Below are 23,693 nucleotides of genomic sequence, written 5' to 3'. Positions count from 1 at the left end.
ATACCTGATCGAAGCGGACAGGCCGCCAGCATACGCATCGGCGATGCAGGCGGCGTGTCAGCGTGGCTCAGGTCTCGTCCCGGTCGCCTTCACTGCCTTCGTCCTCGCCCGCCGCGTCACCCTCAGCCAGGTCGCCGAGCAGCGACTGCGCCTGTTCGGACGCCAGCGACTCCACGCCACGCAGGCGCCGTTCGATGGTGCGGGTCTTGCGGCTGGCCTCGCCGATGCTTCGACCCACCGTGGTGATCTGCTTCTCGGCCTTTTCCAGGATGCCGGCGAACTTGCCGAACTCGCTCTTCACCGCACCCAGCAGGCTCCACACCTCGCTGGAACGCTGCTCGATGGCCAGCGTGCGGAAGCCCATCTGCAGGCTGTTGAGCAGCGCGGTGACCGTGGTCGGGCCGGCCACCACCACGCGGTGCTCCCGCTGCAGCAGGTCGACCAGGCCCGGGCGCCGGATCACCTCGGCATACAGGCCCTCGGTGGGCAGGAACATCACCGCGAAGTCGGTGGTGTGCGGCGGCACGATGTACTTGTCGCAGATCGACTTGGCCTGCACGCGTACCGCGCGTTCAAGCTGGATGCCCTGCAGGCGCACACCCTCGGCGTCACCCTGTTCCTGCGCGTCCAGCAGGCGCTCGTAGTCCTCGCGCGGGAACTTGGAGTCGATCGGCAGCCACACCGGCGTGTCGTCGTTGCTGCGGCCCGGCAGGCGCACGGCGATATCGACCATCTCGCCACTCTCCGGGCGCACCTTCACCGCACGCGCGTACTGCTCCTGGGTGAGCGTCTGCTCGAGGATGTTCTCCAGCTGCACTTCACCCCAGCTGCCGCGGTTCTTGACGTTGGTCAGCACGCGCTTGAGGTCGCCGACGCCGGTGGCCAGCTGCTGCATTTCGCCGAGGCCACGCTGCACCTGCTCCAGGCGCTCGGAGACCAGCTTGAAGGAATTGCCCAGCCGCGTTTCCAGCGTCGACTGCAGCTTCTCGTCCACGGTGTGGCGCATCTGCTCCAGCTTCTGCGCATTGTCGCTCTGCAGCGCGCGCAGCTGTTCTTCCAGCGTCGTGCGCATCTCGGCGATGCGCTGCTCGTTGCGCTGGGTCAGTTCCTGCAGGCGCAGGCCAAGGCTTTCGGTCAGCCGCTGCTGCGACTGCGCGCCCTCCTCGCGGCCCTTGCGTGCATCGTCCACCAGGGTCTGGCGCAGCGCGCCGAGCTGGGTATCGGTACGCCCGGTGAGCTCCTGCAGCTGCTGGCCAAACGCATGGATGCGGGCTTCCTGCTGCTGCCCGAAGGTCTCCAGCTGGCCGCGCAGTTCCTGCAGCCGCTGCCCCATCAACGCAGCCCCCCGCTGCTGGCTCTCGGCCACTTCGGCGCGCGCCTTGCGGGCATCTTCGCCCAGTGCTTCGCGCAGCAGATCCAGGCGCTGATCGGTGCGGGTGGACAGATCGGTCAGCGCGCGGGCGAAGCCATCGAGCTGTTCGCGCAGCTCGCTGCGCCCGGCGCGCGCCTCCTCGCGGACTGCCTGTTCCAGGCGGTCATGCGGCGGGCGGCGCAGCAGGGCGACCAGCTGCAGGATGAGCACGGCCAATAGAAGGCCGCCAATGAGCAGATATTCGGTTTGCATGGGGCAAGTGTAGGCTGGCCGAGTCTCAGCTGCTGCGTCAGGACCATGCTCGCTCTGTACGGAAAGCCCACCTCCATCAACGTGCGCAAGGTGCTGTGGCTGTGCGCCGGCCTGGATCTGCCGCTGCACCACGAACCGGCACCCCCACCGGAGCTGCTGGCCGCGCTGAACCCCAACCGGCAGGTGCCGGTGCTGCGCGATGGCGACTTCGTGCTGTGGGAATCCAACAGCATCTGCCGCTACCTGGCCGCGCGCGCCGGTCGCGAGGATCTGCTGCCCACCACGCTGCATGAGCGTGCGCAGGTGGAGCAATGGATGGACTGGCAGGCCAGCGATCTCAACAGTGCCTGGCGCCATGTATTCATGGCGCGCGTACGGCAGCACCCGGACTATCTGGACGATGCCCGCGCCGAGGCCAGCCTGGCGCAGTGGAACCGGCTGATGGGTGTGCTTGATGAACAGCTGGCCGCTACCGATGGCTATGTGGCGGGCAGCACCTTCACCCTTGCCGACATCGTGCTGGGGCTGTCGACCCAACGCTGGCGCGGCACACCCGGCAGCAAACCGGCGCTGCCACACCTCGCAGCATGGTTCGAACGCCTGCGGCAGCAGCCGGGTTTCGCCGACCACGTCGACAACGGCGTGGCCTGAGCAGTGGCTCCCGCAGCTGTTGGCAGGTGTCGACCTTGGTCGACACGGTAGATTCACCCCATGCGTGGATGAAGCGCTGTAGAGCCGGGCCTATGCTCGGCTGACGCCCACGCGCGAACGGCAGCCGAGCGTGGGCTCGGCTCTACAGACAGCGTCTGCTCCTACCAGCCTTCCAGCACGATCTTGCCCTTGGCGCGGTGGCTCTCCAGCAGCGCATGGGCACGGCGCAGGTTGGCCGCGTCGATGCGTCCGAAGTGCTCGCCCAGGGTGGTCTGCAGCACGCCCGTGTCGATCAGCTCGGCCACCCGGTTCAACAGGTCATGCTGGCGCTGCATGTCGGCGGTGCGGTACAGCGGCCGGGTGAACATCGATTCCCAGTGCAGTGACAACGCCTTGCGCTTGAGCGCCATCACATCGACCTGGCCGGGATCATCGATCAGGCCCAGCTGGCCCTGCGGCGCCAGCAGCTCGACGATCTGCGTGTAGTGCTGGTCGGAATGGGTCAGGCTGGCCACGTGCTGCACCTCGCTGATGCCCAGCCGCGCCAGGCCTTCGGCCAGCGGCAGGCTGTGGTCGATCACGTGGTGTGCGCCCATTGCGTACGCCCAGTCCTGGGTATCCGGACGCGAGGCGGTGCCGATCACGGTCAGCTTGGTCAGCTTCCGCGCCAGCTGCACCAGGATCGAACCGACACCGCCGGCAGCGCCGATCACCAGCAGGGTCTGGCCTTCGCCGCCGCCCTCGGCAATGCGCAGGCGGTCGAACAGCAGCTCCCAGGCAGTGATTGCGGTCAGCGGCAACGCGGCGGCGGCCGCATCATCAAGGCTGGCCGGCTTGCGCCCGACGCTGCGCTCGTCCACCAGCTGGTACTCGGCATTGCTGCCCGGGCGGTCAATGACGCCGGCGTAGTAGACCGCATCGCCAGGCTGGAACAGGGTCACCTCGCTGCCCACCGCGTCGACGATGCCGACTGCATCCCAGCCCAGCACGCGTGGGCCATCGGTGGCCACGCCGCGGCGGACCTTGGTGTCGACCGGGTTCACCGCCACCGCGCGTACTGCCACGCGGAGGTCACGCGGCCCGGGCTGCGGCAGCTCCAGTTCGATGTCGATCAGGGCCCGGGCATCATCGATCGGCAGGCCGGCTTGGGTGTAGGCAATGGCGCGCATGGCAGCGGTCCAGTGGGGAAGGAGGCGACAGGTTGCGCCGCGCGCGCTGCCGCAGAAAGGCGCAGAATCGGGCAGCACTTTCACTCCGGCAATGAAAATGATCCGCTTCGACGATCTGCAGCTGTTCGTCCGCACTGCCGCGCTGGGCAGCTTCTCGCAGGCGGCCCGCGAGGCCGACCTGCTGCCGGGGCAGGTTGCCGCGGCAGTGGCGCGGCTGGAACGCGAGCTGGACCTGCGCCTGTTCGTGCGCACCACCCGCAGCCTGCGCCTGACCGGCGAGGGCGCGCTCTACCTGCCGTACGCGCAGGAGGTGCTGGCCACCCTGCGCGAGGGTCAGGCGCGCGTGCAGGGCGAGGACACCGAGCTGCACGGCACCCTGCAGCTCTCGGCTCCTTCGGACTTCGGCCGCAACCTGCTGCTGCCCTGGCTGAGCGCCTTCCGCGCCGCGCACCCGCGGCTGCGCCTGCACCTGCGCTTGTCCGACGAGGTGGCTGATGTGTTCCGCGAACCGGTCGACGTGGCCATCCGCATCGGCCACTTCGACGACGCCAGCTACGTCGCCCTGCCCCTGCTGGAAGGCAATCGGCGCGTACTCGCGGCCTCGCCCGACTACCTGCAGCGGCGCGGTACGCCCACGCGCCTGGACGAACTGCGCGAGCACGACTGCCTGGTCTACCAGCTCAGTGGCCGCGCCTACGATCGCTGGTCATTCGACGTCGAAGGGCGCCGCAGCGTGATTCCGGTACGTGGTCCGCTGGTCTGCGACGACGCCGATGTAGTGCGACGCTGGGCGGTGGCCGGCGAAGGCATCACCTACAAGTCCTGGCTGGACCTGCGCGAGGACGTGCTGGCCGGACGCCTGCAGCTGCTGCTGGACGGTGTTGGCAGCAGCATTCCGTTGCAGCTGGTATGCCCGCACCGCAAGCAGTTCTCGCCCGCGGTACGACAACTGCATGCACAGCTGCGCCAGCACCTGCAACCGCTGCTGTCTGGCATGCCGGAAGGGTCCACCGGCCCCCTGTCGCCGATCCCGGCGCTGACCGACAATGGCGGCCCCCCGTAAGAGAGAACGCCGCCATGCCGTGGATGGGCATCCAGGACCTGTGGACGTTTCTGGTCGCTGTGCTGGTGTTTCTCGCCCTGCCCGGCCCCGGCACCTTCACCCTGCTGACCGCCACCGGCCGTGGCGGCGTGCGTGGCGGCTACACCGCACTGGCCGGCCTGCTGGTCGGCGATCAGATCCTGATGTGGCTGGCGCTGGCCGGTGTGGCCGCGCTGCTGAAGGCCAACCCGCTGGTGTTCCACGCCGTGCAGTACCTGGGTGCGGCCTACCTGGTGTGGGTGGGCATCAGCCTGCTGCGCACGCCGAAGCACGAGGGTGGTGACGCCGGCCCGATCCGCATGCAGCCGGGCCGCTATTTCCAGCAGGCGATCCTGGTGAGCCTGCTCAACCCGAAGGCGATCCTGTTCTACATGGCCTTCCTGCCGTTGTTCATCGATCCGAAGGCACACCAGGGCATCGCCACCTTCGCCGCCCTGGCCGGGATCATCCTGGTGGTCAGCATCGGTTACTGCTCAATGTTGATCGGCGTGGGCAACCTGGCCCGTCGCCGGTTGATCCAGCATCCGCGCATCAGCGATGCGCTGCGTCGGGTGGCCGGCCTGTTCCTGGTGGGGTTCGGCATCCGGTTGGGGCTGAACGGATGATCCGGCGAGTGCTGGTGCTGGTGTTGATCGGGCTTCTGGCCGACACCGCAGCGGCCAGCGCGCAGGACCATCGCTGCCTCACCCGGGGCCGCAACGACGGCATTCACCTGCTGTGGCGCTGGTTGGATAATGGCAGCGCCGACGTGCAGTACGCCGGGCAGCGCGGCCGCCTGCAGGTGCAACAGGTGTCGCAGGAAACGACGGTGCTGGACGAAGACCGCCCGTACCAGTTCGACAGCGTCTGGGAAGAACGCATCGACGGGCGTCTCAACGGCCGCTACCACCTGAGCACGCAGGGCGCGCTGGTGCTGGACCTGAGCTACGAACGCGCCCGTGATGGCCGTCGCACCACCTTCCACGATGACAGCGAGGCGTGGCAGGAGGATGGCTGCCATTGGCCGGGAGGCGTAGCGGCACGCGTGGTCGATTGAAGCATGCCAACCAAGGTTGGCATCTACTGGTCGTGCATCTCCGCGCGCAGGTGGTCGATGAACACCCGCAGCTTGGGCGCCATCTGCTCGCGCGCGGGGTAGTACAGGTGGAAGCCGGGGAACGGCGGCTGCCAGTCCTGCAGCACGCTCTGCAGTCGCCCAGCGGCGATATCGTCGGCCATCAACGAGGCGAAGCCCTGCGCCATGCCCAGCCCCGCCAGCACGGCGCGATGGGCGACGCCGGCATCGTTGAACACCAGCCGCCCGTTCACTTCCACGTCCAGGTCATGGCCTTCGCGGCTGAACTCCCAGGGCATCAGCCGGCCGTTGGCCAGGCGGTGCACGATGCAGGCGTGGCTCTGCAGGTCATGCGGTGTCTGCGGCACGCCATGGCGTTCGAAATAGGCCGGCGTGGCCACCACCACCTGCCGCTCGGGTGGCCCGACCGGCGCCGCGATCATGCCCTGTGCGAGTGATTCGCCGAGGCGGATGCCGGCGTCGAAGCCCTCGGCCACCAGATCGGTCAGCGCCGGGTCGACGCACAGTTCCACCTGCACCTGCGGGTAGCGCGCAAGGAAATCGGGCAGCCGCGGCAGCACCATGCGATCGGCGACGATGCGCGGCAGGGTCACCCGCAGCCGCCCGGCAGGCACCGAGCGCGCGCTGTCCAGTTCGGCAAAGGCCTGGTCGATCTGGTCCAGGCCGCCACGCACGCGCTGCAGGAAACGCGCGCCGTGTTCGGTCAGGCTGACCCGCCGTGTGGTCCGCTGCAGCAGCCGCACGCCCATCCGCGCTTCCAGCGCGCGCACGCTCTGCGACAGCGCCGAGGTGGACACGCCCAGGGCATCGGCGGCGCGGGTAAAGCTGGCATGCTCGGCCACGTGGACGAATGCGACCACAGCGGTGAGGGGGGCGGAAGCATCCATTGTGAAGCCAGTCTTCAAGGTAAGTCCGGTGGCACGCAGTTTATCCACATGATGGCGTGGAGGATGCTGTGCCCCTCGCCGCTGCCCCTCCAGGCGTGGCGCCTTCCCCAAGGAGATCCGCATGAAGACCCGTACTCTCGGCCCCGCCGGCCCCACCGTGTCCGCCCTCGGCCTCGGCTGCATGGGCATGAGCGCCTACTACGGCGGCCGCGGCAGTGACGATGACGGCATTGCCGTCATCCGGCACGCGCTGGACCGTGGCGTGACCATGCTCGACACCGCCGATGTGTATGGCCCGCACACCAACGAGGTGCTGGTTGGCCGCGCGATTGCCGGGCGCCGCAACCAGGTGTTCCTGGCCAGCAAGTTCGGCATCGGCCTGGATCCTTCCGACCCGCAGGGACGGCAGATCAACGGCCACCCGGACTATGTGCAGACCGCCTGCGAGGCCAGCCTGCGCCGGCTGGGCGTGGACCACATCGACCTGTACTACCAGCACCGCGTCGACCCGACCGTGCCGATCGAGGACACCGTGGGTGCGATGGCACGCCTGGTGGAACAGGGCAAGGTGCGCTGGCTGGGCCTGTCCGAGGCCTCGGCGGCCACCCTCCGCCGCGCCCATGCGGTACACTCGATCACTGCGGTGCAGAGCGAGTATTCGCTGTGGTCGCGCGAGCCGGAGCAGAACGGAGTGCTGGCCACCACGGCGGAACTGGGCATCGGCTTCGTGCCGTATTCGCCGCTGGGCCGTGGCTTCCTGACCGGCGCCATCCGCAGCCCGGATGACTTCGACGCCGACGATTACCGGCGCACCTCGCCCCGCTTCGAAGGCGAGAACTTCCAGCGCAACCTGGCACTGGTGGATACCGTGCAGGCGCTGGCCGCCGAGCGCGGCATCGCCGCCTCGCAGCTGGCGCTGGCCTGGGTGCTGTCGCGTGGCGAGCACATCGTGCCGATCCCGGGCACGACGCGGCAGGCACGGCTGGACGAGAACCTCGGTGCGCTGCAGGTGGAACTGGAGGCGGCCACGCTGGTCGCACTGGATGCGGCCTTCCCGCTGCACGCCGCGGCCGGTGACCGCTATTCGGACAGCGGTATGGCCAACATCGAGTCGTAGCAGCGGCCGGGACGAACGGACACCGGTGGCTGCCGCCGGATTGTGCCGATTCCGGCAGCATGGCTGGGGCGCAGCGCGCGCGCCGCCCTGCATGACCCCCGTCAGTGGCAATGCTGCGCTGCGTTCGGTCACACTCGGGAACTTGTCGTTCTTAGTCACCCCTTCCGAGGCCTGCATGTCCCTGTTCCGGCGCAAGTCCCTAGATTCCGTCACCGTCCACGAAGCCGGCAGGCGTCTGATCCCGACGCTCAGCTGGCCGCACCTGATCGCGCTGGGTATTGGCGCCATCGTCGGTACCGGCATCTACACGCTGATCGGCGTCGGTGCCAACCTGGCCGGCCCGGCCGTGCTGATCTCCTTCGCCATCGCCGGTGCGGTCTGTGCCTGCGCGGCGCTGTCCTACGCCGAGCTGTCGACGATGATGCCGGCCGCCGGCAGTGCCTACACCTACAGCTACAGCGCGCTGGGCGAAGTGTTTGCCTGGGTGGTGGGCTGGAGCCTGATCCTGGAGTACTCGCTGGTGGTGAGTACGGTGGCGGTGGGCTGGTCCGGCTACTTCGTCGGCTTCCTCGAATGGATCCACACCCAGTTCGGCTGGAACGTGCACCTGCCGGCCTGGCTGGCGGCCGGCCCGCACGTCGAAGGCGGCATGATCAACCTGCCGGCGATCATCATCACCTGGCTGGTGGCCGGCATGCTGATGGCCGGCACCAAGGAAAGCGCCACCCTCAACGCCATCCTGGTGGTGTTCAAGCTGATCGCGCTGGCCATCTTCGTGGCCGTGGCGCTGCCCGCGTTCGACAGTGCCAACCTGCAGCCGTTCATGCCGTACGGCTTCGCCAAGTCGATCGGCCCCGATGGCGTCGAACACGGCGTGATGGCGGCGGCGGCGATCATCTTCTTCGCTTTCTACGGCTTCGATGCGATCTCCACCGCCGCCGAGGAAACCAAGAACCCGGGCCGCGACCTCTCGATCGGCATCATCGGTTCGATGATCGGCTGCACCATCGTCTACGTGCTGGTGGCGCTGGCCGCGGTGGGTGCGATGAGCTACGCCGTGTTTGGCCACAGCGCCGAGCCGCTGGCGCTGATCATGCGCCAGCTCGGTCATCCGACGGCGGCGATGGTGATCGGCGTGATCGCGATCATCGCGCTGCCGACCGTGCTGCTGGCCTTCCTGTACGGCCAGAGCCGCATCTTCTTCGTGATGAGCCGCGATGGCCTGCTGCCGCGCAGCCTGTCCAAGGTCAATGCACGTACCGGCACGCCGGTGGCGACCACGCTGTTCACCGCGGTGGTGGTGTCGGCGCTGGCCGGCGTTGCGCGCCTGGACGAGATTGCCGCGCTGGCCAACGCCGGTACCCTGGCCGCGTTCACCGCCGTGGGCATCTGCCTGGTGGTGCTGCGCCTGCGCGAGCCCAACCGCGAACGTACCTTCCGCACCCCGCTGGCCTTCGTGGTCGGCCCGCTGGCCGCGCTGGGCTGCATCTACCTGTTCCTCAGCCTGCCGCACAGCACCCAGCTGTACTTCCTGCTGTGGAACCTGGCCGGCCTGGTGCTGTACTTCCTGTACAGCCGTCGCCACGCGCTGATCGCGAAATAACCGGATCACCGGTAGTGCCGGCCGCTGGCCGGCAACCCGCATCCTGTTGATAGGGGCAATGCCGGCCAGCGGCCGGCACTACCGCAGGTCGTTTCAACCGCCCTGCTTTGCGGCGTAATCCTGCGCCTGGCGCATCACCCGCAACAGGTTGCCGCCCCAGATGCCGGCAATCTGCTGCTCGGTATAGCCCTTGCGCAGCAGCCACGCGGTGATCTTCGGCAGCTGGCTGACATCGGGCAGATCGCTCAGGCCACCGCCGCCATCCCAGTCCAGGCCGATGCCCACGTGCTCGGGGCCGACCACCTTGAGGATGTGCTCGAAGTGGGCGAAGAAGTCGTCCAGGCTGGCATGGCGCACCGGGTGCTCGTGGTCCAACGCCTGCTCGGCCTTCAGCAGCTGCACGCCCTGCTCGATGTTCATTCCTTCCCAGCCACCGAGCTGTTTGCTCAACGCTTCTTCGGCCTGCTTGCGCTCGGGCGTCTTTGCGGTGTCGATCAGGTAGCCACCGTAGGCGTTCACCTGGATCACGCCACCGGCCTTGGCCAACTTGCGCAGGCGCGCGTCATCCAGATTGCGCGGGTGGTCATACACGGCCTTGGCCGAGCTGTGCGACAGCACGAACGGCACCGGCATCATCGCCAGCAGGTCATCGAACACCGCGTCCGAGGCATGCGACTGGTCGATCACGATGCCCAGCTTCACCGCCTGCCGCACCAGATCCTTGCCGGCCGGGCTCAGGCCTTTCCACTCCGCACCCTTGGGGTCGGTGGCCGAATCGGCGAACTCGTTGTTGGCGAAGTGCACGGTACTGAGCAGGCGCAGGCCGGCACGGTGGTAGAACGAGAGCAGGCTGGGGTCTTCCACCAGTGGGCTGGCGTTTTCCATGCTGATGTAGACCACGCGCTTGCCGGCGGCCTTGATCCGCGCCGCGTCATCGGCGGTCAACGCCAGCGCGAAACGCTCGGGATTGGCCGCCAGCATTTCGCGGATCTCCAGCAGCCGCTGCAGGCCATGGTCGCGCTCGGCCAGATGGACGGCGGCGGTGCGGTCGCCCTGGTCGGTGTAGATCGCCCAGAAACCGCCGTCCAGCGCACCTTCGACCATGCGCGGGTAGTCCACCTGCGAAAGCGCGTTGCGGTCGTGGCGCTGCTCGATGTCGAAACCGGTGCGGCCAAAATTGGCCGGTGTATCCAGATGGCTGTCCAGAGTGACCAGGCGCTGCTGCAGGGATTTGGCGCGGGCAAGTTCCTGCGCACTGAACTCGATGGCATGGGCCGACAGCGGCGCACACAGCGCCAGGGCGAGCACGACGGACAGACGGCGCAACGAGGGCATGGGCATCCACCGATGTTGGGAGACGCCGACCATAGCGCCGCGAGGGTGACCGGGGGTAGTGCCGGACGACAGCGCGCACGCTCCATTACACTCGGCGGCAACCGCTAACAGCCTTGGCAGCCCCGCGCTGCGCCGCCCCCTGAGACGGAATCCCGATGCCGCCCCCTGGTCCTCCACCGCTTCCCGGCGCGCCGAGCGTCGAACAGCTCAAGCGCGATGTGCTGCCGGTCCTGTTCGCCGGGCGCATCGACATCGGTCGCTATGGCCCGGCCGAACTGGCCAGCGCCAACGCGGAACCGGCCTGGCAGGACGGCAGCGCCAACGCGTTGGCCAAGGCGCTGGCTGAACTGGTCAGCCGCCTCTCCGAGCATGACCCCAATGCACTGCTGGAACGCGCTGGCTGGTGGGACCGGTTCACCGGTGCCGACATCGAGCAGCGCCTGCGCCGACGCATTGCGCTGGGGGGAAACGGTGACGTGCTGGCCGAGATCGAGCGCCAGGCGGTTGCGGTACGCAGCAGCGTTGATCGGTTGAACGCTCAGCTGGAGCTGCATGACGTGCAGGGCGCACACTTGCAGATCTACATCGATGCGGGCGTGCAGTTCCTGCAGGAACTGCCCCCGGGAAGTGCTGCCAGCGATGACCCGATGGTGCTGGATCGCCCTGTGGAGCGCCTGCAGCGCCGCATCGCCAACCTGACCGCGCTGCTGGCCAGCCATTCGATGAGCCGCATCCAGGTGCAGCTGGCACGCAACCACGCCATCGAACTGCTGGACCGCTACAGCGAGACGGTGCAGATCCTGCTGCCGATCTGGCGCCAGACCGTCCTCGCCCTGCACAACAGCGACAACGCCAGCCCGCAGTTGGTCTACCGCGCCTCGCAGGCACAGGACCAGTTGAAACAGGCCCTGCAGCAGCTGCTGCGCACTTCCGGAGAACCGGCATGATCACGTCCCGGCCCGACCCACTGAAGGTACCGGCGGAACTGCAGCCGCGGGTCGAAGCGGTTCCCGGACTGCGCGCGCTGTATCGCCGGGGTTCGTTCGCACGCACCCTGGGTCTGGCGTGTCTGGCGGTGCTGCCGGCCACGGCGCTGCTGTCCATGATCTTCCTGCAGGGGCTGACCGGCAGTCCACCCTCGGCACACGTGCCGGCCGGCTACGGCACTGATCCCGGCACATCTGCCCTGCTGCTGCTGGCCAACCTGATCCTCTTTGGCGGGTTGCTGTTCTGGATGGGATTCGGCCTGCGCAGGGTGCTGCTCAACCGCGGCGTACGCCACTTCACCTTCTCGTTCGTGATTGGTGGTCCGGTGCTGGTCGGCCTGCTGTTCGGCAGCGGAATCGTCAGTCCCGACTTCAGCCGGGCTGACGCCGGCGATGGCAGGAAGCTCGACAGCAGCCAGCTCGGCAAGCTCATCGACAGCCCGGGTTTCACGACGCTCAGCCCGCAATGGCAGGGCTACCTGCAGGCGCAGCGCTCGCTGGGAAGGCCCAGCATCCCCTTGAACGACGTCGGCCAGGCCGTCGCCCGCGGCGAGGACATCGGTATCGCGGTGCCCGACGTCATCCGTGCGCGTTTTGAAGCCAAAGCCAAGGTTCCCTATTCGGTGCGCAGCCAAGCGTGGCTGCATGACCATTGGCTGCGCATGAGCGCGCTGCACTTCATCGGCACGGCGATCGCCTGGTCGCTGCTGCTGCTGGTCATCGCTGGCATCGGCCTGACCACGCTGGGCTACCACGTGCGCGGCCGGGCCCGGGTGATCAACGGCCTGCTGCAGCAGTTGCAGGTGCCACCGGCACAGGCGGGCGCGCCCCCCTGAGGTGCGCGCCGCCGGTGCTCAACCGGGCAGGACAATGGCCTTGCGCATGGACCATTCCCTGGCGCTGCAGGCCCGGGGCCCATTGATTTGTAGAGTCGAGCCATGCTCGACTGATCTGATCAAGGACCGCGCAAGTCGAGCATGGCTCGACTCTACAGGTTGGAATCAGTCCACCACGCGGCAGAACACGGCCTTCAGGTAACGCGATTCCTGCACGTGGGCCATGAACGGATGGTCCGGACCGGCGCCGGCCACCTTCAGGATCTGGATCGTGCGGCCGGAGAAATAGGCCGCGCGGCGCAGCATGTCGAGGAACTGGTCCTCGGCCACCAGGCCGGTGCACGAGAAGGTGGCGAACAGGCCGCCCGGCTTCACCACGCCCAGCGCCAGCTTGTTCATGTCCAGGTACTTCTTCAGCGCGGTGATGACCTGGTCGCGGTCGCGGGTCATCTTCGCCGGGTCCAGGATCACCACGTCGTACTGCTCACCGCGGTTGGCGGCGTCGCGCAGCCACGGGAAGATGTCGGACTGGATGAACTTCGGGCGCACGTTGTTCAGGCGCGAATTGCCCTTGGCGATCTGGATGACGTCCTCATCGATATCGATGCCGACCACTTCCGAAGCACCACGCGCCGCCGCATATACCGCAAAACCGCCGGTGTTGCAGCACAGGTCCAGCACGCTCTTGCCTTCCACCTGCTGGCTCAACCACTCGCGGTTCTCGCGCTGGTCGGCGAAGAAGCCGGTCTTGTGCGCACCGGCCGGGTCGGCGCGGAACTTGATGCCGTACTCGGTGATCACCGACGCTTCGGTGGTGGTATTGCCGTGGAAGTCGAAGCTTTCCTGCTTCTGCACGTGCTCATCGGCGAAGCTGTGGAAACGGCAGCCTGGGAACTGTTCGCGCAGGGCGTCGTAGATCCACTCGCGGTGACGGAACATGCCGGCGGCGAAGAACTCGACCACCACCAGGTCGCCGTAGCGGTCGACCACCAGGCCGGACAGGCCGTCGCCTTCGCTGTGCACCACGCGCCAGGCGTCGGACACCGCGTCGAGCTTGAGCACCTCACGGCGCAGCGACACCGCCTGGGCGATCTTGCGCGAGAACCAGCCGGCATCGACCGGCACGTTCTGGTCGGTTTCGAGGATGCGCACGGCGATGCGCGAGTGCCCGTTGTAGAACCCGCGGCCAATGAACTCACCATCGATGCCGACCACGTCGACGATGGAACCGGGCTTGGGCCGGACGGTCGGCTTCTCGACCAGTTTCTGGAAGATCCACGGGTGGCTGGAACGCCACGCATTCTTGAGGCGGACAATCGGAAGGGGGGTATTCATCCACCTATTGTAAACCGGGCATCGGGGTCGGATCTCCGAAGGGGCTCTGACCCCGGCCGGCATGCCAACCAAGGTTGGCATCTACCAGAGCGGGGAGCGGAGCCCCGTTGGGGACTCGACCCCAGTGCAGGGGCATTTGACTGCGGCCCGGCCAGACGGCAGAATCGGCGCCAGAAGGGGAGTAGCTCCCAGACGTTGTCGCCGTCATTTCGAGCCCGCAGGCTCCGGTGCAACGGCAGTTCCAGCCGACTGGAACTGCGAGCGAGACCTTCGCCGTACTGGCGAAGCTCTGTCCCTGGATCCCCCTCCCGATCCTCCGTTGCAGATCCTCGCCGTCCGGCCTGGCATTCATCTTTCCAACGGACATTCCCAATGCAGACGATCGGTAACGTGTGGTTGTGGGGCGGCTTCGCAGCGGTGGTGGTCATCGCCCTGCTGGTCGACCTCGTGTTGATGCGCCATGGTGGACCGCACAAGGTCACCTTCAAGGAGGCCCTGTGGTGGTCCATCGGCTGGGTCGCGCTGGCCCTGCTGTTCAATGCGGGCCTCTGGTACTACCTGAATGAGACCGCCGGCCAGGTGGTGGCCAACAAGGTCGGCCTCGAGTTCCTGACCGGCTACCTGGTCGAGAAGGCGCTGGCGGTCGACAACATCTTTGTCTTCCTGATGATCATGAGCTACTTCGCGGTGCCGGAGGAACAGCGCCAGAAGGTGCTGATCATCGGTATCCTGGGCGCGATCGTGCTGCGTACGATCATGATCTTCGCCGGAAGCGTGCTGATCACCCAGTTCCATTGGCTGCTCTATGTGTTCGGTGCCTTCCTGCTGTTCACCGGCTGGAAGATGTGGTTCGCCGCTGGCCAGGAGCCGGACCTGGAGGCCAACCCGGCGCTGCGCTGGATGCGCAAGCACCTGCGCCTGCTGCCGGATTACGCCGGCAATGCGCTGAGCGTGAAGCGCGATGGCGTGCGCTGGTTCACCCCGCTGTTCGCGGTGCTGATCCTGATCGCGGTCACCGACGTGATCTTCGCGGTGGACAGCATCCCGGCGATCTTCGCGATCACCACCGACCCGTTCATCGTGCTCACCTCCAACGTGTTCGCGGTGCTGGGCCTGCGTGCGATGTTCTTCCTGCTGGCCGGCATGGCCGACCGCTTCCACCTGTTGCCGTACGGGCTGGCGCTGGTGCTGGGCTTCATCGGCATCAAGATGATGATCATCGACCTGTTCAAGATCCCGACCCCGGTGTCGCTGGGCGTGGTTGCGGTGATCATCGCCGCCACCGTGGTGTTGAGCCTGAAGTACCCGCCGAAGGAAGGCGAAGGCCAGGCCTGATCACGGCCGGCCGGCGGGATTGTCCCGCCGGCCGCACCCACTCTCCCGCAGCGGTGGCCTTGGTTTCGCACCAACCACCGCCATTGCTGAGGTATGAACAACAACGCGCCCCTGCCCGCTGGCGACGTGCCGGCCCCCCGCAATGACCGCTCGCGCATCCTGCGGGCGTTCAATGTCAGCCTGGCCGCCGTGCTGGTGCTGGTGGCGGTGTTCGCCCTGCAGGGCACTTTCGACTGGCGGCCGTGGGCGGTCGCACCGCTGGAAGCCAAGGGCCTGCTTGGCCTGATCGGCGGCCCGATGCTGCATGCCTCGGTCGAGCACATCGCCGCCAACAGCATCGCCATCCTGATCCTTGGCACCCTTGCCGGCAGCGTCTACCCGAAAGCCACCGTGCGCGCCCTGCCCCTGCTGTGGCTGGGCTCGGGCATCGGCGCGTGGATGCTCGGCAATCCGGGTAGCGTGCACCTGGGCGCCAGCGGCGTAACCCACGGCCTGATGTTCCTGCTGGCCAGCCTGGGCCTGCTGCGCCGCGATCGCGCGGCGATCGCCACCGGCCTGATCGGCATGCTGTTCTACGGCGGCATGCTGATGACCATCCTGCCGCACGCCGACGGCGTGTCCTGGCAGTCGCACATGGGCGGCGCTTTCGCCGGCATCATCGCCGCGCTGCTGTTCCGCAATGCCGACCCGCTGCCGCCGCGCCCGCGCTACAGCTGGGAAGACGAGGAAGAAGACATCGAACCGCTGGCCGACGATGAGCTGGAGCCGCCGTCACCGCAGCGCGTGCCGGTGCTGTGGCAGCCGCGCGAAGGCCAGGACTACGTGGTGATCCCGTTCCGCCGGCCGGGCGAGCCGCGCAGTTGAAGTGACGGTAGTGCCGGCCGCTGGCCGGCAACTTCATGAACCGGTAGTGGCCGACCTTGGTCGGCGCGGTTGTTGTGTGCCAACCAAGGTTGGCACCTACCAGAGTCCGTCAGTTCGCCGCATTCCCCGCCGCGCCCATCCCGTCCACCGCCTGCCGGCCCAGTGCCGGGTCATCGGTGAAGAAGGCATCGATGCCGGTGGCCAGGTAGGCACGCATTTCGGCAATCGAACCTTCGGCATTGCGCGCGGTGTCGGCGCCCTTGCGCAGGTTGCTGGCCTGGAAGTGGTTCTCCGGGCGGAAGGTGTACGGAATCACCATCAGGCCCACCGCATGCGCATCGCGCACCAGCGAGGTCGGCGTGCCGAGTGCACCCTTGGCATCCAGCGGAATGATCGAGCGCAGTTCCGGGCCGATGCTGTCGGCGTAGCTGGCGATGTCCTTCAGTCCGGCCGGGGTCATCATCTGCGCGTAGGTCAGCTTGCCACCGGCCTTGGCGATGTCGGCCGGCTGGGTGTCGCCCTTCCACAGCAACTGCAGCAGGCGGATGTTGCTGCCGCGCGGGATCTTGCCGCGCAGGTAGCGCAGGTTCGCGGTCTCGAACGACTGGATGGTGACCGGGCCGACGTTGGTATACGCGTTGCCACGCAGCGCGGTCAGGAGCTTGTCTTCCATCGGCAGGCCGATCGACTGGAAGTAGGTCGGGTGCTTGATCTCCGGCACCAGGCCGATGCCGCGGTTGGCGCGGCCGGCCTGCTGCACCAGGAAGGCCAGGATCTCGTCCAGGCTGGCGATGCGGAACTGGCCGTCATAGGCGGTGCCGCGCAGTTCCGGCAGGCGCTCGCGCGCGTACAGGGTCTTCAGCTCGGCCAGGGTGAAGTCTTCGGTGAACCAGCCGTCGACCTTCTGCCCGTCGATGACCTTGCTGGTGCGGCGGCTGGCGAATTCGGGATGCGAGGCGACATCGGTAGTGCCCCCGATCTCGTTCTCGTGGCGGGCCACCATCACCCCGTCCCTGGTCATCACCAGGTCCGGTTCGATGTAGTCAGCGCCATCGGCAATGGCCTGCGCATAAGCCGCCAGGGTGTGCTCGGGCAGCAGCGCGCTTGCGCCGCGATGGCCATAGACCGACACCTTGTGGCCGGCCGGGGTGGAGGATTCGGCACTCATGGCCACCGATGGTGCCACGGCCAGCGACAACAGCAACGCACAACCCCACGACTTCACTGCGACTTCCCCAAGCGGTATGTGATGGGCGTCAGTATGCGGCGGCAATGTGACAGGTGGGGGAAGCCTGCACCTGTAGAGCCGAGCCCATGCTCGGCTGACGGGTAGAAGCCGAGCATGGGCTCGGCTCTACAGTTACTTCCCGATGCAGAAACTGGAGAAGATCCTTCCCAGCAGATCATCGGCGCTCATCTGCCCGGTGATCTCGCCCAGCGCGTCATGCGCCAGCCGCAGTTCCTCGGCGGCCAGTTCCAGGTGTTCGTGCACCAGCTCGCCATCGGCACGCTGCGCGTGTTCCTGCGCACGCTCGATCGCATCCACGTGGCGGGTGCGGGCGGAGAACTCGCCATCCACCTGCTCTCCTGCCCCGGCGCTGGCGATGCTGCGCAGGCGCGCGTGTAGATCGTCGAGCCCGGCACCAGTCGCAGCCGAGACGAACACGCGGTCCGGATCGTCCAGTGCCGGCAACGTCTCCAGCAGGTCCGACTTGTTGTGGATGTAGACCTTGTGCGGCACCGCCGCTACGGCCTCGCCCAGCGCGGCTTCGCCGGCCGCGGGATCGCGCGCATCCAGCACGATCAGCGCCAGGTCGGTGCGCTCGATTTCCACGTGGGCGCGGCGCATGCCTTCGCGTTCGATGGCGTCGCCACCGTCGCGCAGGCCGGCGGTGTCGACCAGGGTCAGCTCCAGGCCATCCAGGCGGATGGTCTCGCGCAAGGTGTCGCGGGTGGTGCCGGCGATGTCGGTGACGATGGCGCGCTCACTGCCGGCCAATGCATTGAGCAGGGAACTCTTGCCTGCATTCGGCGGACCGATCAGCACCGCATGCAGGCCATCGCGCAGGCGACGGCCGCGTTCGGCATCGCGGCGCAGCAGGCCAAGGTCGCTGCGCGCCTGTGCCAGGCCACGCCGCACCTGCGCGCCACCGAGGGTATCCAGCGGTTCGTCAGCGAAGTCGATGGCCGCCTCCACATGGACGCGCAGCAGCACCAGCTGTTCGATCACCGCGTCGATACGGCGCGAGAACACGCCATCCAGCGAACGGCGTGCAGCGCGCGCGGCGCGGTTGTCGCCGGCCGCGATCAGGTCGGCGATGGCCTCGGCCTGGGCCAGGTCGAGCTTGCCGTTGAGAAACGCGCGTTCGCTGAACTCACCCGGTCGCGCCTGGCGCGCACCGAGCGCAATGCAGCGCGCGACCAGTTGCTGCAGCAGCACCGGGCTGCCGTGTCCCTGCAGTTCCACCACCTCTTCGCCGGTGAAGCTGTTCGGCGCCGGGAACCACAGCACGATGCCATCGTCGATGACTTCGCCATCGGCGTCGCGCAGGCGCGCATAGTGCGCATGGCGCGGGCGCAGTGCAGGCGCACCCAACGCGTTGGCGATGGCCGCTGCGCGCGGACCGGACAGGCGCAGCAGGCCGACACCGCCGGCGCCCGGCGCGCTGGCGATGGCCACGATGGTGTCGGTGCGGATCGCGTCGTTCATGGTTCAGAGTTTCTCCAGCTGCGCGCGTGCCTGCGCGGCACCACTACCCTGCGGCTGCAACGCCAGGTAGGTGGTGTAGGCCTGCTTCGCCTTGGCCTTGTCGCCGGCGTTGAAGTAGGCATCGCCCAGGTTGAGATAGGCCACGGCACGCGACGGATCGATCTTCAGCGTGTTTTCCAGCCAGCGTGCGGCTTCGGCGTAGCGCTGCTGACGGTAATAGACGAAACCGAGGTTGTTGGCGGCCTGGGCGAAGTCCGGGCGCAGCTTCAGCGCCTCGGTGAACTGCGCGGCCGCCTCATCGTACTGCTTCTCGCGGTACAGCTGCAGGCCGCGGTCGTTGGCCTGCTGTGCGCGCTGGCGGTCGGACGCCGGGCCGGCGGTGGGCACCACCAGCTTGGCCTTGCCGCCCTGCAGATCGGCCACGGTTACCGGCGCCTGGGCACCCTTGGCTTCACTGGCGGCATCCACCTTGCTGTTCAGCGCGATCGCATCGGCGGTCAGCTGGCGCGTATCAGCGTTGAGGAATTCCTGGCTGTCCGGCACCTGGAACACGAACTCGCCCCCCTGGGAACCGGGCAGGCTGCCGAAGGCCGGGGTCTGGTGCGAGACCGCCGACACCGCCGGCGCCACGTAGGCGGCCAGCTCGGTACCGGTGATCAGGCCATCGCCGTTGAGGTCGCCCTTGCCGGCCAGCGCCTGCAGCAGCACCCAGGTGAACACCGAGTGGCCGTTCGGGCCGGCATCGGCCACCTGCTGGTCGGCACCGCCGGCGGTCAGCATCTGCCGCGCGCTGCGGCGGGCATTCTCGCGCAGGAACGACGACGACGACGGGCCGCCACGGGTCAGGCCCAGACCGCTGTAGCAGGCATCCATCACGAACATCACGTGCTTGGCCTGCATGCTTTCGGCGATGTTCTGGATGTCGGTCATCGCAATCGCGTCGGTGGCGAATTCCTTCGGATCCGAATCGACCGGAATGATGTAGCCAAGGTCACGCCCGGAGGCGAGCTGGCGGGTGGCGCCATGGCCAGCGAAGAACACGAACACGCGATCATTCTTGCCAGTGCGGTCATCGGCCAGGCGGTCGTGGAAGGCGGCCAGGATGTTGTTGCGGGTGGCCTGCTCGTTCTTCAGCACGATCACCTGCGAGGACGGGAAGCCGAACTGCCCGGTCAGCGTATCGGCCACGGCCTGGGCATCGTGGCTGGCGTATTCCAGCTTCGGCCACTTGGCGTAGTTGTCGATGCCGACCACGATCGCCCACGATTTTTCATAGCCGGTGGTGACGGTGGCATCGCGGTCGCTGCCCTTGCGCGGTCGGGCGACGCTGAAGTCGCGGCCATTCCAGCCGGCGAACTGGTAACCATCGGCGATCAAACGATCGAGGATCTGCGGCAGCGCCTTCACCGCACGGTCGTGGATGTCGTGGAACAGAATGATGCCGCGCTGCTCCTTGTTCACCTGGTCGAGCACGCGCTGCACGATCGACTCCGGCACCGGGTCGGCCCAGTCCATCGAGTCGATGTTCCACATGATCGACTTCAGCCCGGCTTCGTTGAGCAGCTGCAGGCCTTCGGCATTGCGCGCGCCGTACGGGAAACGGAACAGCGGCGCGCGCTTGCTGTCGACGTCCTTCAGCAGGGTGTCGGTGTCCAGCACCTGCTGGCGCAGCGCGTCACCGGTCGTGCGCGACAACTGGGCATGGGTCAGGCTGTGGTTGCCCACCGCGTAGCCCTCTTCCATCAGGTTGCGGCTGATCTTCGCCATCGGCCCGAGGCTGACCTTGCCATCGGCCTCGACCTTGCCCAGGTTGCGGCCCACTTCGAAGAACACACCCGGCACGTCGTAGCGCTTGAGGATGGCCACCACTTCATCGGTATAGGCCTTGTGCGGGCCATCGTCGAAGGTCAGCACCACGGTCTTGGCCGGCAGGTCGCGGCCGAAGATCTCGCGGTCGCTGTCCTTCATCGACATCGGGTACGGCTCGATCACGCCATAGTCGCGGAGGATCGCTTCGCGGCTGTAGTCCTTGTGCAAGTGGGCGATGTAGTCGTCCCACTTCTCACGCTTCAGTTCGATGGCGCGGGTGCGCTCGAAACGGCTGAAGATGCGGGTCAGTTCCTGGTTGTAGTTGCGCTCGATCTCATCAAGCGCTTCCAGGTCCTCACCGATGCGCTGGTGCAGCTTCACCGCCGGCAGCGACGAATCGGTGCCGACCCGCTCATGCAGGTCACGCAGCACTTCGCGGAAGGCCAGGCGGTCGGCGTCGAACAGTTCCGGCGCCGACTCGATGTAGTCCAGCACGGTGCCGAGGGTGGCGAAGCGCTGCGGACTGGAGCCGCGCAGCAGCGCGTCGAACTGTGTGGCAATGGCCGTGCGCTGTTCCAGACCATCGTGGAACAGCTGCTGGCCCACACGCGTGGAGGTGCCGCGGTCGGCGGCCGACTGCTGTTCCTCGCCGGCCAGCAGCACGATGATCCGGCGGTAGCCGTCGAGCTGCTTCTGCAGCGCCGCCAGCAACGGCGCTGCGGCGGGATCGGCGGCGGCCGCGGCCTGCGCACTCGGCTGGGTGACCGTGGTCGCCGGCGCCTTCGCGTCCTTGTCGCCGCAGCCGGCAACAACCAGCGTCAACAACAGCGAGGGCAGGAACAGGCGAAACGACGACGCACGCAGCATGGTGGACTCGAAGGTGGGAGGAACGATGTGCAGGCGATTCTAACGCCGCATGCGAAAAGCCCGCCTTGCGGCGGGCTTCTCGGGTCGATCGGGCCGGTAGAGTCGACTGTTGGTCGACTGCTCATCCGCCAGTCGACCAACAGTCGACTCTACAAAGCAGGTGACCTGCGGTCGGGATTACTTCTTTTTGACCGGGGCCGGCGCGGTGGTGGCCGGAACCGGCTCTCCGCCATGGCGCTTGGTCATCCACCACTGCTGCAGCAGGCCCAGGCCACCGTTGACCACCCAGTACAGGACCAGGCCGGACGGCATGAAGGCCATCATGACGCCGAACACCAGCGGCATGAACTGCATCATTTTCTGCTGCATCGGGTCCATGCCCGGTGCCGGGGTCAGCTTCTGGGTGAACCACATCACTGCCACGTTGATCACCGGCAGGATGAAGTACGGGTCGCGTGCGGTCAGGTCCTGGATCCAGCCGAACCAGGGCGCCTGGCGCAGTTCGACCGATTCCACCAGCACCCAGTACAAGGCAAAGAAGATCGGCATCTGGATGAGGATCGGCAGGCAGCCGCCCATCGGATTGATCTTTTCCTTCTTGTACAGCTCCATCATCGCGGTCTGGAACTTCTGGCGGTCATCGCCATAGCGTTCCTTCAGCTGCGCGATGCGCGGCTGGAAGCGACGCATCTTTGCACCGCTCTTGTACTGGGTTGCCGACAGCGGGTACAGCACCAGCTTCAGCAGCACCACCAGGCCGACGATCGCCCAGCCCCAGTTGCCGACCAGCTTGTGCACCTGGTTCAGCACCCAGAACAGGCCCTGGCCGATCACCGCCATCATCGAGAAGCGGCTGTAGTCGACCACGCGGTCCAGGCCCGGTACGTCTTCCTTGGCGATCAGGTTGACCAGCTTCGGGCCGACCCACAGGCGGGCTTCGGTGCTGGTGGACTGGCCCGGGGCCACGGTGAAGGCCGGGCCACGCGCTTCGATCAGGTCACGACCGGCCACCTGAGACAGCACGTAGTGCGCGGTCTGGTCCTTCTGCGGGATCCAGGCGGTGAAGAAGTGGTGCTGCAGCATCGCCAGCCAGCCGCCGGTGATGTTCTGGTTCAGCGTGCCGTCTTCCAGGTAGTCCTTGAACGCACGACGCTGGTACTTCTTGTCGTTGTCGTACCAGGTGGCACCGTTGAAGCTGAAGGAATCCGGGTTGGTCATGCTCCGCGACAGGATGGTCGGGGTGCGGTCCAGGGTGCGGTAGACGTAACCGTTCCACGGCGCGGCGCCGGCGTTGCTGACTTCGTCCTTGAAGCGCACGGCGTACTCGTTGCGCGAGACGGTCAGGGTGCGCTTGATGGTCACGCCGTTGTCGGCGGTCCACACGAACGGGATCTGCAGTTCGTTCTGGCCCTTGGCCAGCACGAAGTCCCTGGTGTCACCGACCAGCTTGAAGCCGTCAGCGCCGGGGACCGGGGTGTTCTTGTCTTCGCTGGCCCAGCCACTGATCGCGCTGTACGGGTGCGCGGGGTCTTCGGTCAGCAGGCGGACCGGCGGGCTGCCTTCGTCCTTGGTCTGCGGGAACTGCAGCAGCTCGGCGTCGAGCACACGGCCGCCATCGAGCACCAGGCGCAGCACGTCGGTGGTGACGGTCACGCGCTGGCTGGCCGGGGTGGCACTGGCCTGCGCCTGCACGGCGGCCTGGCCGGGGGCACCCGGAACCTGGGCGCTGGGGATGGCGCCCGGGGTTGCGCCCGGAACGCTCTGTGCGGCGGCCGGGGCCGACGTGGTCGTCGGTGCCGGGGTCGGAGCAGCCTTTTCACGGCTCCACTCCATCCACAGCAGCACGGCCACCATCAGCCAGGCAAAAATGAGGAATACGCGGGTCTGGTTCATCAGCGGACAGGCTCGGCGGGGCCGGGACGCGATGCCGGCTCGGTCAAAGAAGGAGTTGCGATGCCATCAGGCGGCGGCATTGTGCCGTCCACGCCCGGCGTGGGCAATGCACGCAGGCGACGCAGCAGGCGCAGGAAGGCCTGGCGGATCTCGTCGTTGCTGGCGGAACGCGCAGCACTACGAGCCACGACGACAAAGTCGCCTGGCTGGATGTCGGTACGTGTCTGACGCAGGATGTCGCGCAGGACGCGCTTGATCCGGTTACGCCCAACGGCGTTCGGATCAACCTTGCGGGAAACCGCCAGACCCAGCCTGGCCGGCCGGTCAGCTGGCAGCCAGTGCAGGGTCATCAGCGGATCGGACACACGGCGGGCGCCGTTGAAGACCGTTGAGTATTCGGCACGCGTGCGAACCCGCGCAGAGCGAGGGAATCGCTTGCGCGGGTCTGCAGTATTCACTGTCGAAGGGATTGCGTCTGCCGCAGGGTGCGGCATG

At 67.2% G+C, this 23,693-nt stretch carries 20 protein-coding genes; 10 read left to right on the top strand and 10 right to left on the bottom strand.

The window, feature by feature from the left end:
- Positions 1-67: 67 nt before the first annotated feature.
- Positions 68-1,624 carry a DNA recombination protein RmuC gene (gene rmuC, locus N5J73_RS08635; protein WP_049447403.1) on the bottom strand — a complete coding sequence of 519 codons (1,557 nt, stop codon included), beginning with the start codon at positions 1,622-1,624 and terminating at the stop codon, positions 68-70.
- A 45-nt stretch (positions 1,625-1,669) separates the two neighbouring features.
- Between rmuC and N5J73_RS08630 the strand changes: the two genes are divergently transcribed.
- The gene (locus N5J73_RS08630; RefSeq protein WP_049447404.1) at positions 1,670-2,275 is read left to right on the top strand and encodes a glutathione S-transferase N-terminal domain-containing protein; all 606 of its coding nucleotides are present in this window, start codon (positions 1,670-1,672) and stop codon (positions 2,273-2,275) included.
- Between the two features lie 161 nt (positions 2,276-2,436).
- Here N5J73_RS08630 and N5J73_RS08625 read toward each other — a convergent pair whose 3' ends face one another.
- On the bottom strand, positions 2,437-3,444 hold the full coding sequence (locus N5J73_RS08625) for a zinc-binding alcohol dehydrogenase family protein (RefSeq protein WP_049447405.1): 1,008 nt from the start codon (positions 3,442-3,444) through the stop codon (positions 2,437-2,439).
- A gap of 91 nt (positions 3,445-3,535) precedes the next feature.
- On the opposite strand from N5J73_RS08625, the gene N5J73_RS08620 reads away from it, so the two are divergent.
- Genes N5J73_RS08620 through N5J73_RS08610 form a run of 3 tightly spaced genes read left to right on the top strand, consistent with a single transcriptional unit; the run spans position 3,536 to position 5,582 of the window.
- The gene (locus N5J73_RS08620) at positions 3,536-4,507 is read left to right on the top strand and encodes a LysR family transcriptional regulator (RefSeq protein WP_049447406.1); all 972 of its coding nucleotides are present in this window, start codon (positions 3,536-3,538) and stop codon (positions 4,505-4,507) included.
- 14 nt (positions 4,508-4,521) lie between these two features.
- Positions 4,522-5,151 carry a leucine efflux protein LeuE gene (gene leuE / locus N5J73_RS08615; protein WP_010487461.1) on the top strand — a complete coding sequence of 210 codons (630 nt, stop codon included), beginning with the start codon at positions 4,522-4,524 and terminating at the stop codon, positions 5,149-5,151.
- Entirely contained in the window at positions 5,148-5,582 is a 435-nt protein-coding gene (locus N5J73_RS08610) for a hypothetical protein (protein WP_049447407.1), read from the top strand. Before leuE ends, N5J73_RS08610 begins: the two co-directional genes overlap by 4 nt.
- Positions 5,583-5,605: 23 nt before the next feature.
- On the opposite strand, the gene N5J73_RS08605 is transcribed toward N5J73_RS08610, so the two are convergent.
- Positions 5,606-6,508 carry a LysR family transcriptional regulator gene (locus N5J73_RS08605; RefSeq protein WP_049447408.1) on the bottom strand — a complete coding sequence of 301 codons (903 nt, stop codon included), beginning with the start codon at positions 6,506-6,508 and terminating at the stop codon, positions 5,606-5,608.
- Between the two features lie 121 nt (positions 6,509-6,629).
- Between N5J73_RS08605 and N5J73_RS08600 the strand changes: the two genes are divergently transcribed.
- Together N5J73_RS08600 and N5J73_RS08595 are read left to right on the top strand one after the other, a co-directional pair.
- Positions 6,630-7,625, top strand: a complete 996-nt coding sequence (locus tag N5J73_RS08600) for an aldo/keto reductase (RefSeq protein ID WP_049447409.1) — start codon at positions 6,630-6,632, stop codon at positions 7,623-7,625.
- Positions 7,626-7,800: 175 nt separating this feature from the next.
- Positions 7,801-9,228 carry an amino acid permease gene (locus tag N5J73_RS08595; RefSeq protein ID WP_049447410.1) on the top strand — a complete coding sequence of 476 codons (1,428 nt, stop codon included), beginning with the start codon at positions 7,801-7,803 and terminating at the stop codon, positions 9,226-9,228.
- A gap of 93 nt (positions 9,229-9,321) precedes the next feature.
- Here N5J73_RS08595 and N5J73_RS08590 read toward each other — a convergent pair whose 3' ends face one another.
- Entirely contained in the window at positions 9,322-10,563 is a 1,242-nt protein-coding gene (locus tag N5J73_RS08590) for a dipeptidase (protein ID WP_049447411.1), read from the bottom strand.
- Positions 10,564-10,718: 155 nt separating this feature from the next.
- Here N5J73_RS08590 and N5J73_RS08585 point away from each other — a divergent pair, with 155 nt between their 5' ends.
- Together N5J73_RS08585 and N5J73_RS08580 are read left to right on the top strand one after the other, a co-directional pair.
- Entirely contained in the window at positions 10,719-11,510 is a 792-nt protein-coding gene (locus tag N5J73_RS08585; protein ID WP_049447412.1) for a protein klaA, read from the top strand.
- The gene (locus N5J73_RS08580; protein WP_049447413.1) at positions 11,507-12,385 is read left to right on the top strand and encodes a hypothetical protein; all 879 of its coding nucleotides are present in this window, start codon (positions 11,507-11,509) and stop codon (positions 12,383-12,385) included. The genes N5J73_RS08585 and N5J73_RS08580 overlap by 4 nt, the downstream gene beginning before the upstream one ends.
- A gap of 165 nt (positions 12,386-12,550) precedes the next feature.
- Here N5J73_RS08580 and N5J73_RS08575 read toward each other — a convergent pair whose 3' ends face one another.
- Positions 12,551-13,720 (bottom strand): class I SAM-dependent rRNA methyltransferase, encoded by a 1,170-nt coding sequence (locus N5J73_RS08575; RefSeq protein WP_005411721.1) that lies wholly within the window; start codon positions 13,718-13,720, stop codon positions 12,551-12,553.
- Positions 13,721-14,092: 372 nt separating this feature from the next.
- On the opposite strand from N5J73_RS08575, the gene N5J73_RS08570 reads away from it, so the two are divergent.
- Together N5J73_RS08570 and N5J73_RS08565 are read left to right on the top strand one after the other, a co-directional pair.
- Complete coding sequence (locus N5J73_RS08570; protein WP_049447414.1) at positions 14,093-15,055, top strand: TerC family protein; 963 nt, start codon at positions 14,093-14,095, stop codon at positions 15,053-15,055.
- Between the two features lie 93 nt (positions 15,056-15,148).
- Positions 15,149-15,919 (top strand): rhomboid family intramembrane serine protease, encoded by a 771-nt coding sequence (locus N5J73_RS08565; protein ID WP_049447415.1) that lies wholly within the window; start codon positions 15,149-15,151, stop codon positions 15,917-15,919.
- Positions 15,920-16,028: 109 nt separating this feature from the next.
- On the opposite strand, the gene N5J73_RS08560 is transcribed toward N5J73_RS08565, so the two are convergent.
- The 5 genes from N5J73_RS08560 to rnpA form a co-directional block, all read right to left on the bottom strand.
- Positions 16,029-17,144, bottom strand: coding sequence for a glycerophosphodiester phosphodiesterase (locus tag N5J73_RS08560; protein WP_049447416.1), 1,116 nt, complete (start codon positions 17,142-17,144; stop codon positions 16,029-16,031).
- Positions 17,145-17,279: 135 nt separating this feature from the next.
- A complete protein-coding gene (gene mnmE / locus N5J73_RS08555) occupies positions 17,280-18,629 on the bottom strand; it encodes a tRNA uridine-5-carboxymethylaminomethyl(34) synthesis GTPase MnmE (protein ID WP_049447417.1) in 1,350 nt (449 codons plus the stop codon).
- A gap of 3 nt (positions 18,630-18,632) precedes the next feature.
- The gene (locus tag N5J73_RS08550; protein WP_049447418.1) at positions 18,633-21,305 is read right to left on the bottom strand and encodes a polysaccharide deacetylase family protein; all 2,673 of its coding nucleotides are present in this window, start codon (positions 21,303-21,305) and stop codon (positions 18,633-18,635) included.
- A 177-nt stretch (positions 21,306-21,482) separates the two neighbouring features.
- Positions 21,483-23,198: a membrane protein insertase YidC gene (yidC, locus tag N5J73_RS08545; protein WP_049447419.1), complete on the bottom strand. Its 1,716-nt coding sequence runs from the start codon at positions 23,196-23,198 to the stop codon at positions 21,483-21,485.
- The gene (gene rnpA, locus N5J73_RS08540; RefSeq protein ID WP_005411728.1) at positions 23,198-23,692 is read right to left on the bottom strand and encodes a ribonuclease P protein component; all 495 of its coding nucleotides are present in this window, start codon (positions 23,690-23,692) and stop codon (positions 23,198-23,200) included. The genes yidC and rnpA overlap by 1 nt, the downstream gene beginning before the upstream one ends.
- Between the last annotated feature and the right edge of the window lies 1 nt (position 23,693).

The sequence above is a fragment of the Stenotrophomonas sp. GD03654 genome, from assembly GCF_029845105.1.
Lineage (GTDB): Bacteria > Pseudomonadota > Gammaproteobacteria > Xanthomonadales > Xanthomonadaceae > Stenotrophomonas > Stenotrophomonas africana.
This window is presented reverse-complemented; position numbering and strand designations above follow the sequence as displayed.

Bases quoted from the DNA above. Each gene is read 5' to 3' on its own strand.
- rmuC (WP_049447403.1), bottom strand. From the start codon at position 1,624: ATGCAAACCGAATATCTGCTCATTGGCGGCCTTCTATTGGCCGTGCTC.
- N5J73_RS08630 (WP_049447404.1), top strand. From the start codon at position 1,670: ATGCTCGCTCTGTACGGAAAGCCCACCTCCATCAACGTGCGCAAGGTG.
- N5J73_RS08625 (WP_049447405.1), bottom strand. From the start codon at position 3,444: ATGCGCGCCATTGCCTACACCCAAGCCGGCCTGCCGATCGATGATGCC.
- N5J73_RS08620 (WP_049447406.1), top strand. From the start codon at position 3,536: ATGAAAATGATCCGCTTCGACGATCTGCAGCTGTTCGTCCGCACTGCC.
- leuE (WP_010487461.1), top strand. From the start codon at position 4,522: ATGCCGTGGATGGGCATCCAGGACCTGTGGACGTTTCTGGTCGCTGTG.
- N5J73_RS08610 (WP_049447407.1), top strand. From the start codon at position 5,148: ATGATCCGGCGAGTGCTGGTGCTGGTGTTGATCGGGCTTCTGGCCGAC.
- N5J73_RS08605 (WP_049447408.1), bottom strand. From the start codon at position 6,508: ATGGATGCTTCCGCCCCCCTCACCGCTGTGGTCGCATTCGTCCACGTG.
- N5J73_RS08600 (WP_049447409.1), top strand. From the start codon at position 6,630: ATGAAGACCCGTACTCTCGGCCCCGCCGGCCCCACCGTGTCCGCCCTC.
- N5J73_RS08595 (WP_049447410.1), top strand. From the start codon at position 7,801: ATGTCCCTGTTCCGGCGCAAGTCCCTAGATTCCGTCACCGTCCACGAA.
- N5J73_RS08590 (WP_049447411.1), bottom strand. From the start codon at position 10,563: ATGCCCTCGTTGCGCCGTCTGTCCGTCGTGCTCGCCCTGGCGCTGTGT.
- N5J73_RS08585 (WP_049447412.1), top strand. From the start codon at position 10,719: ATGCCGCCCCCTGGTCCTCCACCGCTTCCCGGCGCGCCGAGCGTCGAA.
- N5J73_RS08580 (WP_049447413.1), top strand. From the start codon at position 11,507: ATGATCACGTCCCGGCCCGACCCACTGAAGGTACCGGCGGAACTGCAG.
- N5J73_RS08575 (WP_005411721.1), bottom strand. From the start codon at position 13,720: ATGAATACCCCCCTTCCGATTGTCCGCCTCAAGAATGCGTGGCGTTCC.
- N5J73_RS08570 (WP_049447414.1), top strand. From the start codon at position 14,093: ATGCAGACGATCGGTAACGTGTGGTTGTGGGGCGGCTTCGCAGCGGTG.
- N5J73_RS08565 (WP_049447415.1), top strand. From the start codon at position 15,149: ATGAACAACAACGCGCCCCTGCCCGCTGGCGACGTGCCGGCCCCCCGC.
- mnmE (WP_049447417.1), bottom strand. From the start codon at position 18,629: ATGAACGACGCGATCCGCACCGACACCATCGTGGCCATCGCCAGCGCG.
- N5J73_RS08550 (WP_049447418.1), bottom strand. From the start codon at position 21,305: ATGCTGCGTGCGTCGTCGTTTCGCCTGTTCCTGCCCTCGCTGTTGTTG.
- yidC (WP_049447419.1), bottom strand. From the start codon at position 23,198: ATGAACCAGACCCGCGTATTCCTCATTTTTGCCTGGCTGATGGTGGCC.
- rnpA (WP_005411728.1), bottom strand. From the start codon at position 23,692: ATGCCGCACCCTGCGGCAGACGCAATCCCTTCGACAGTGAATACTGCA.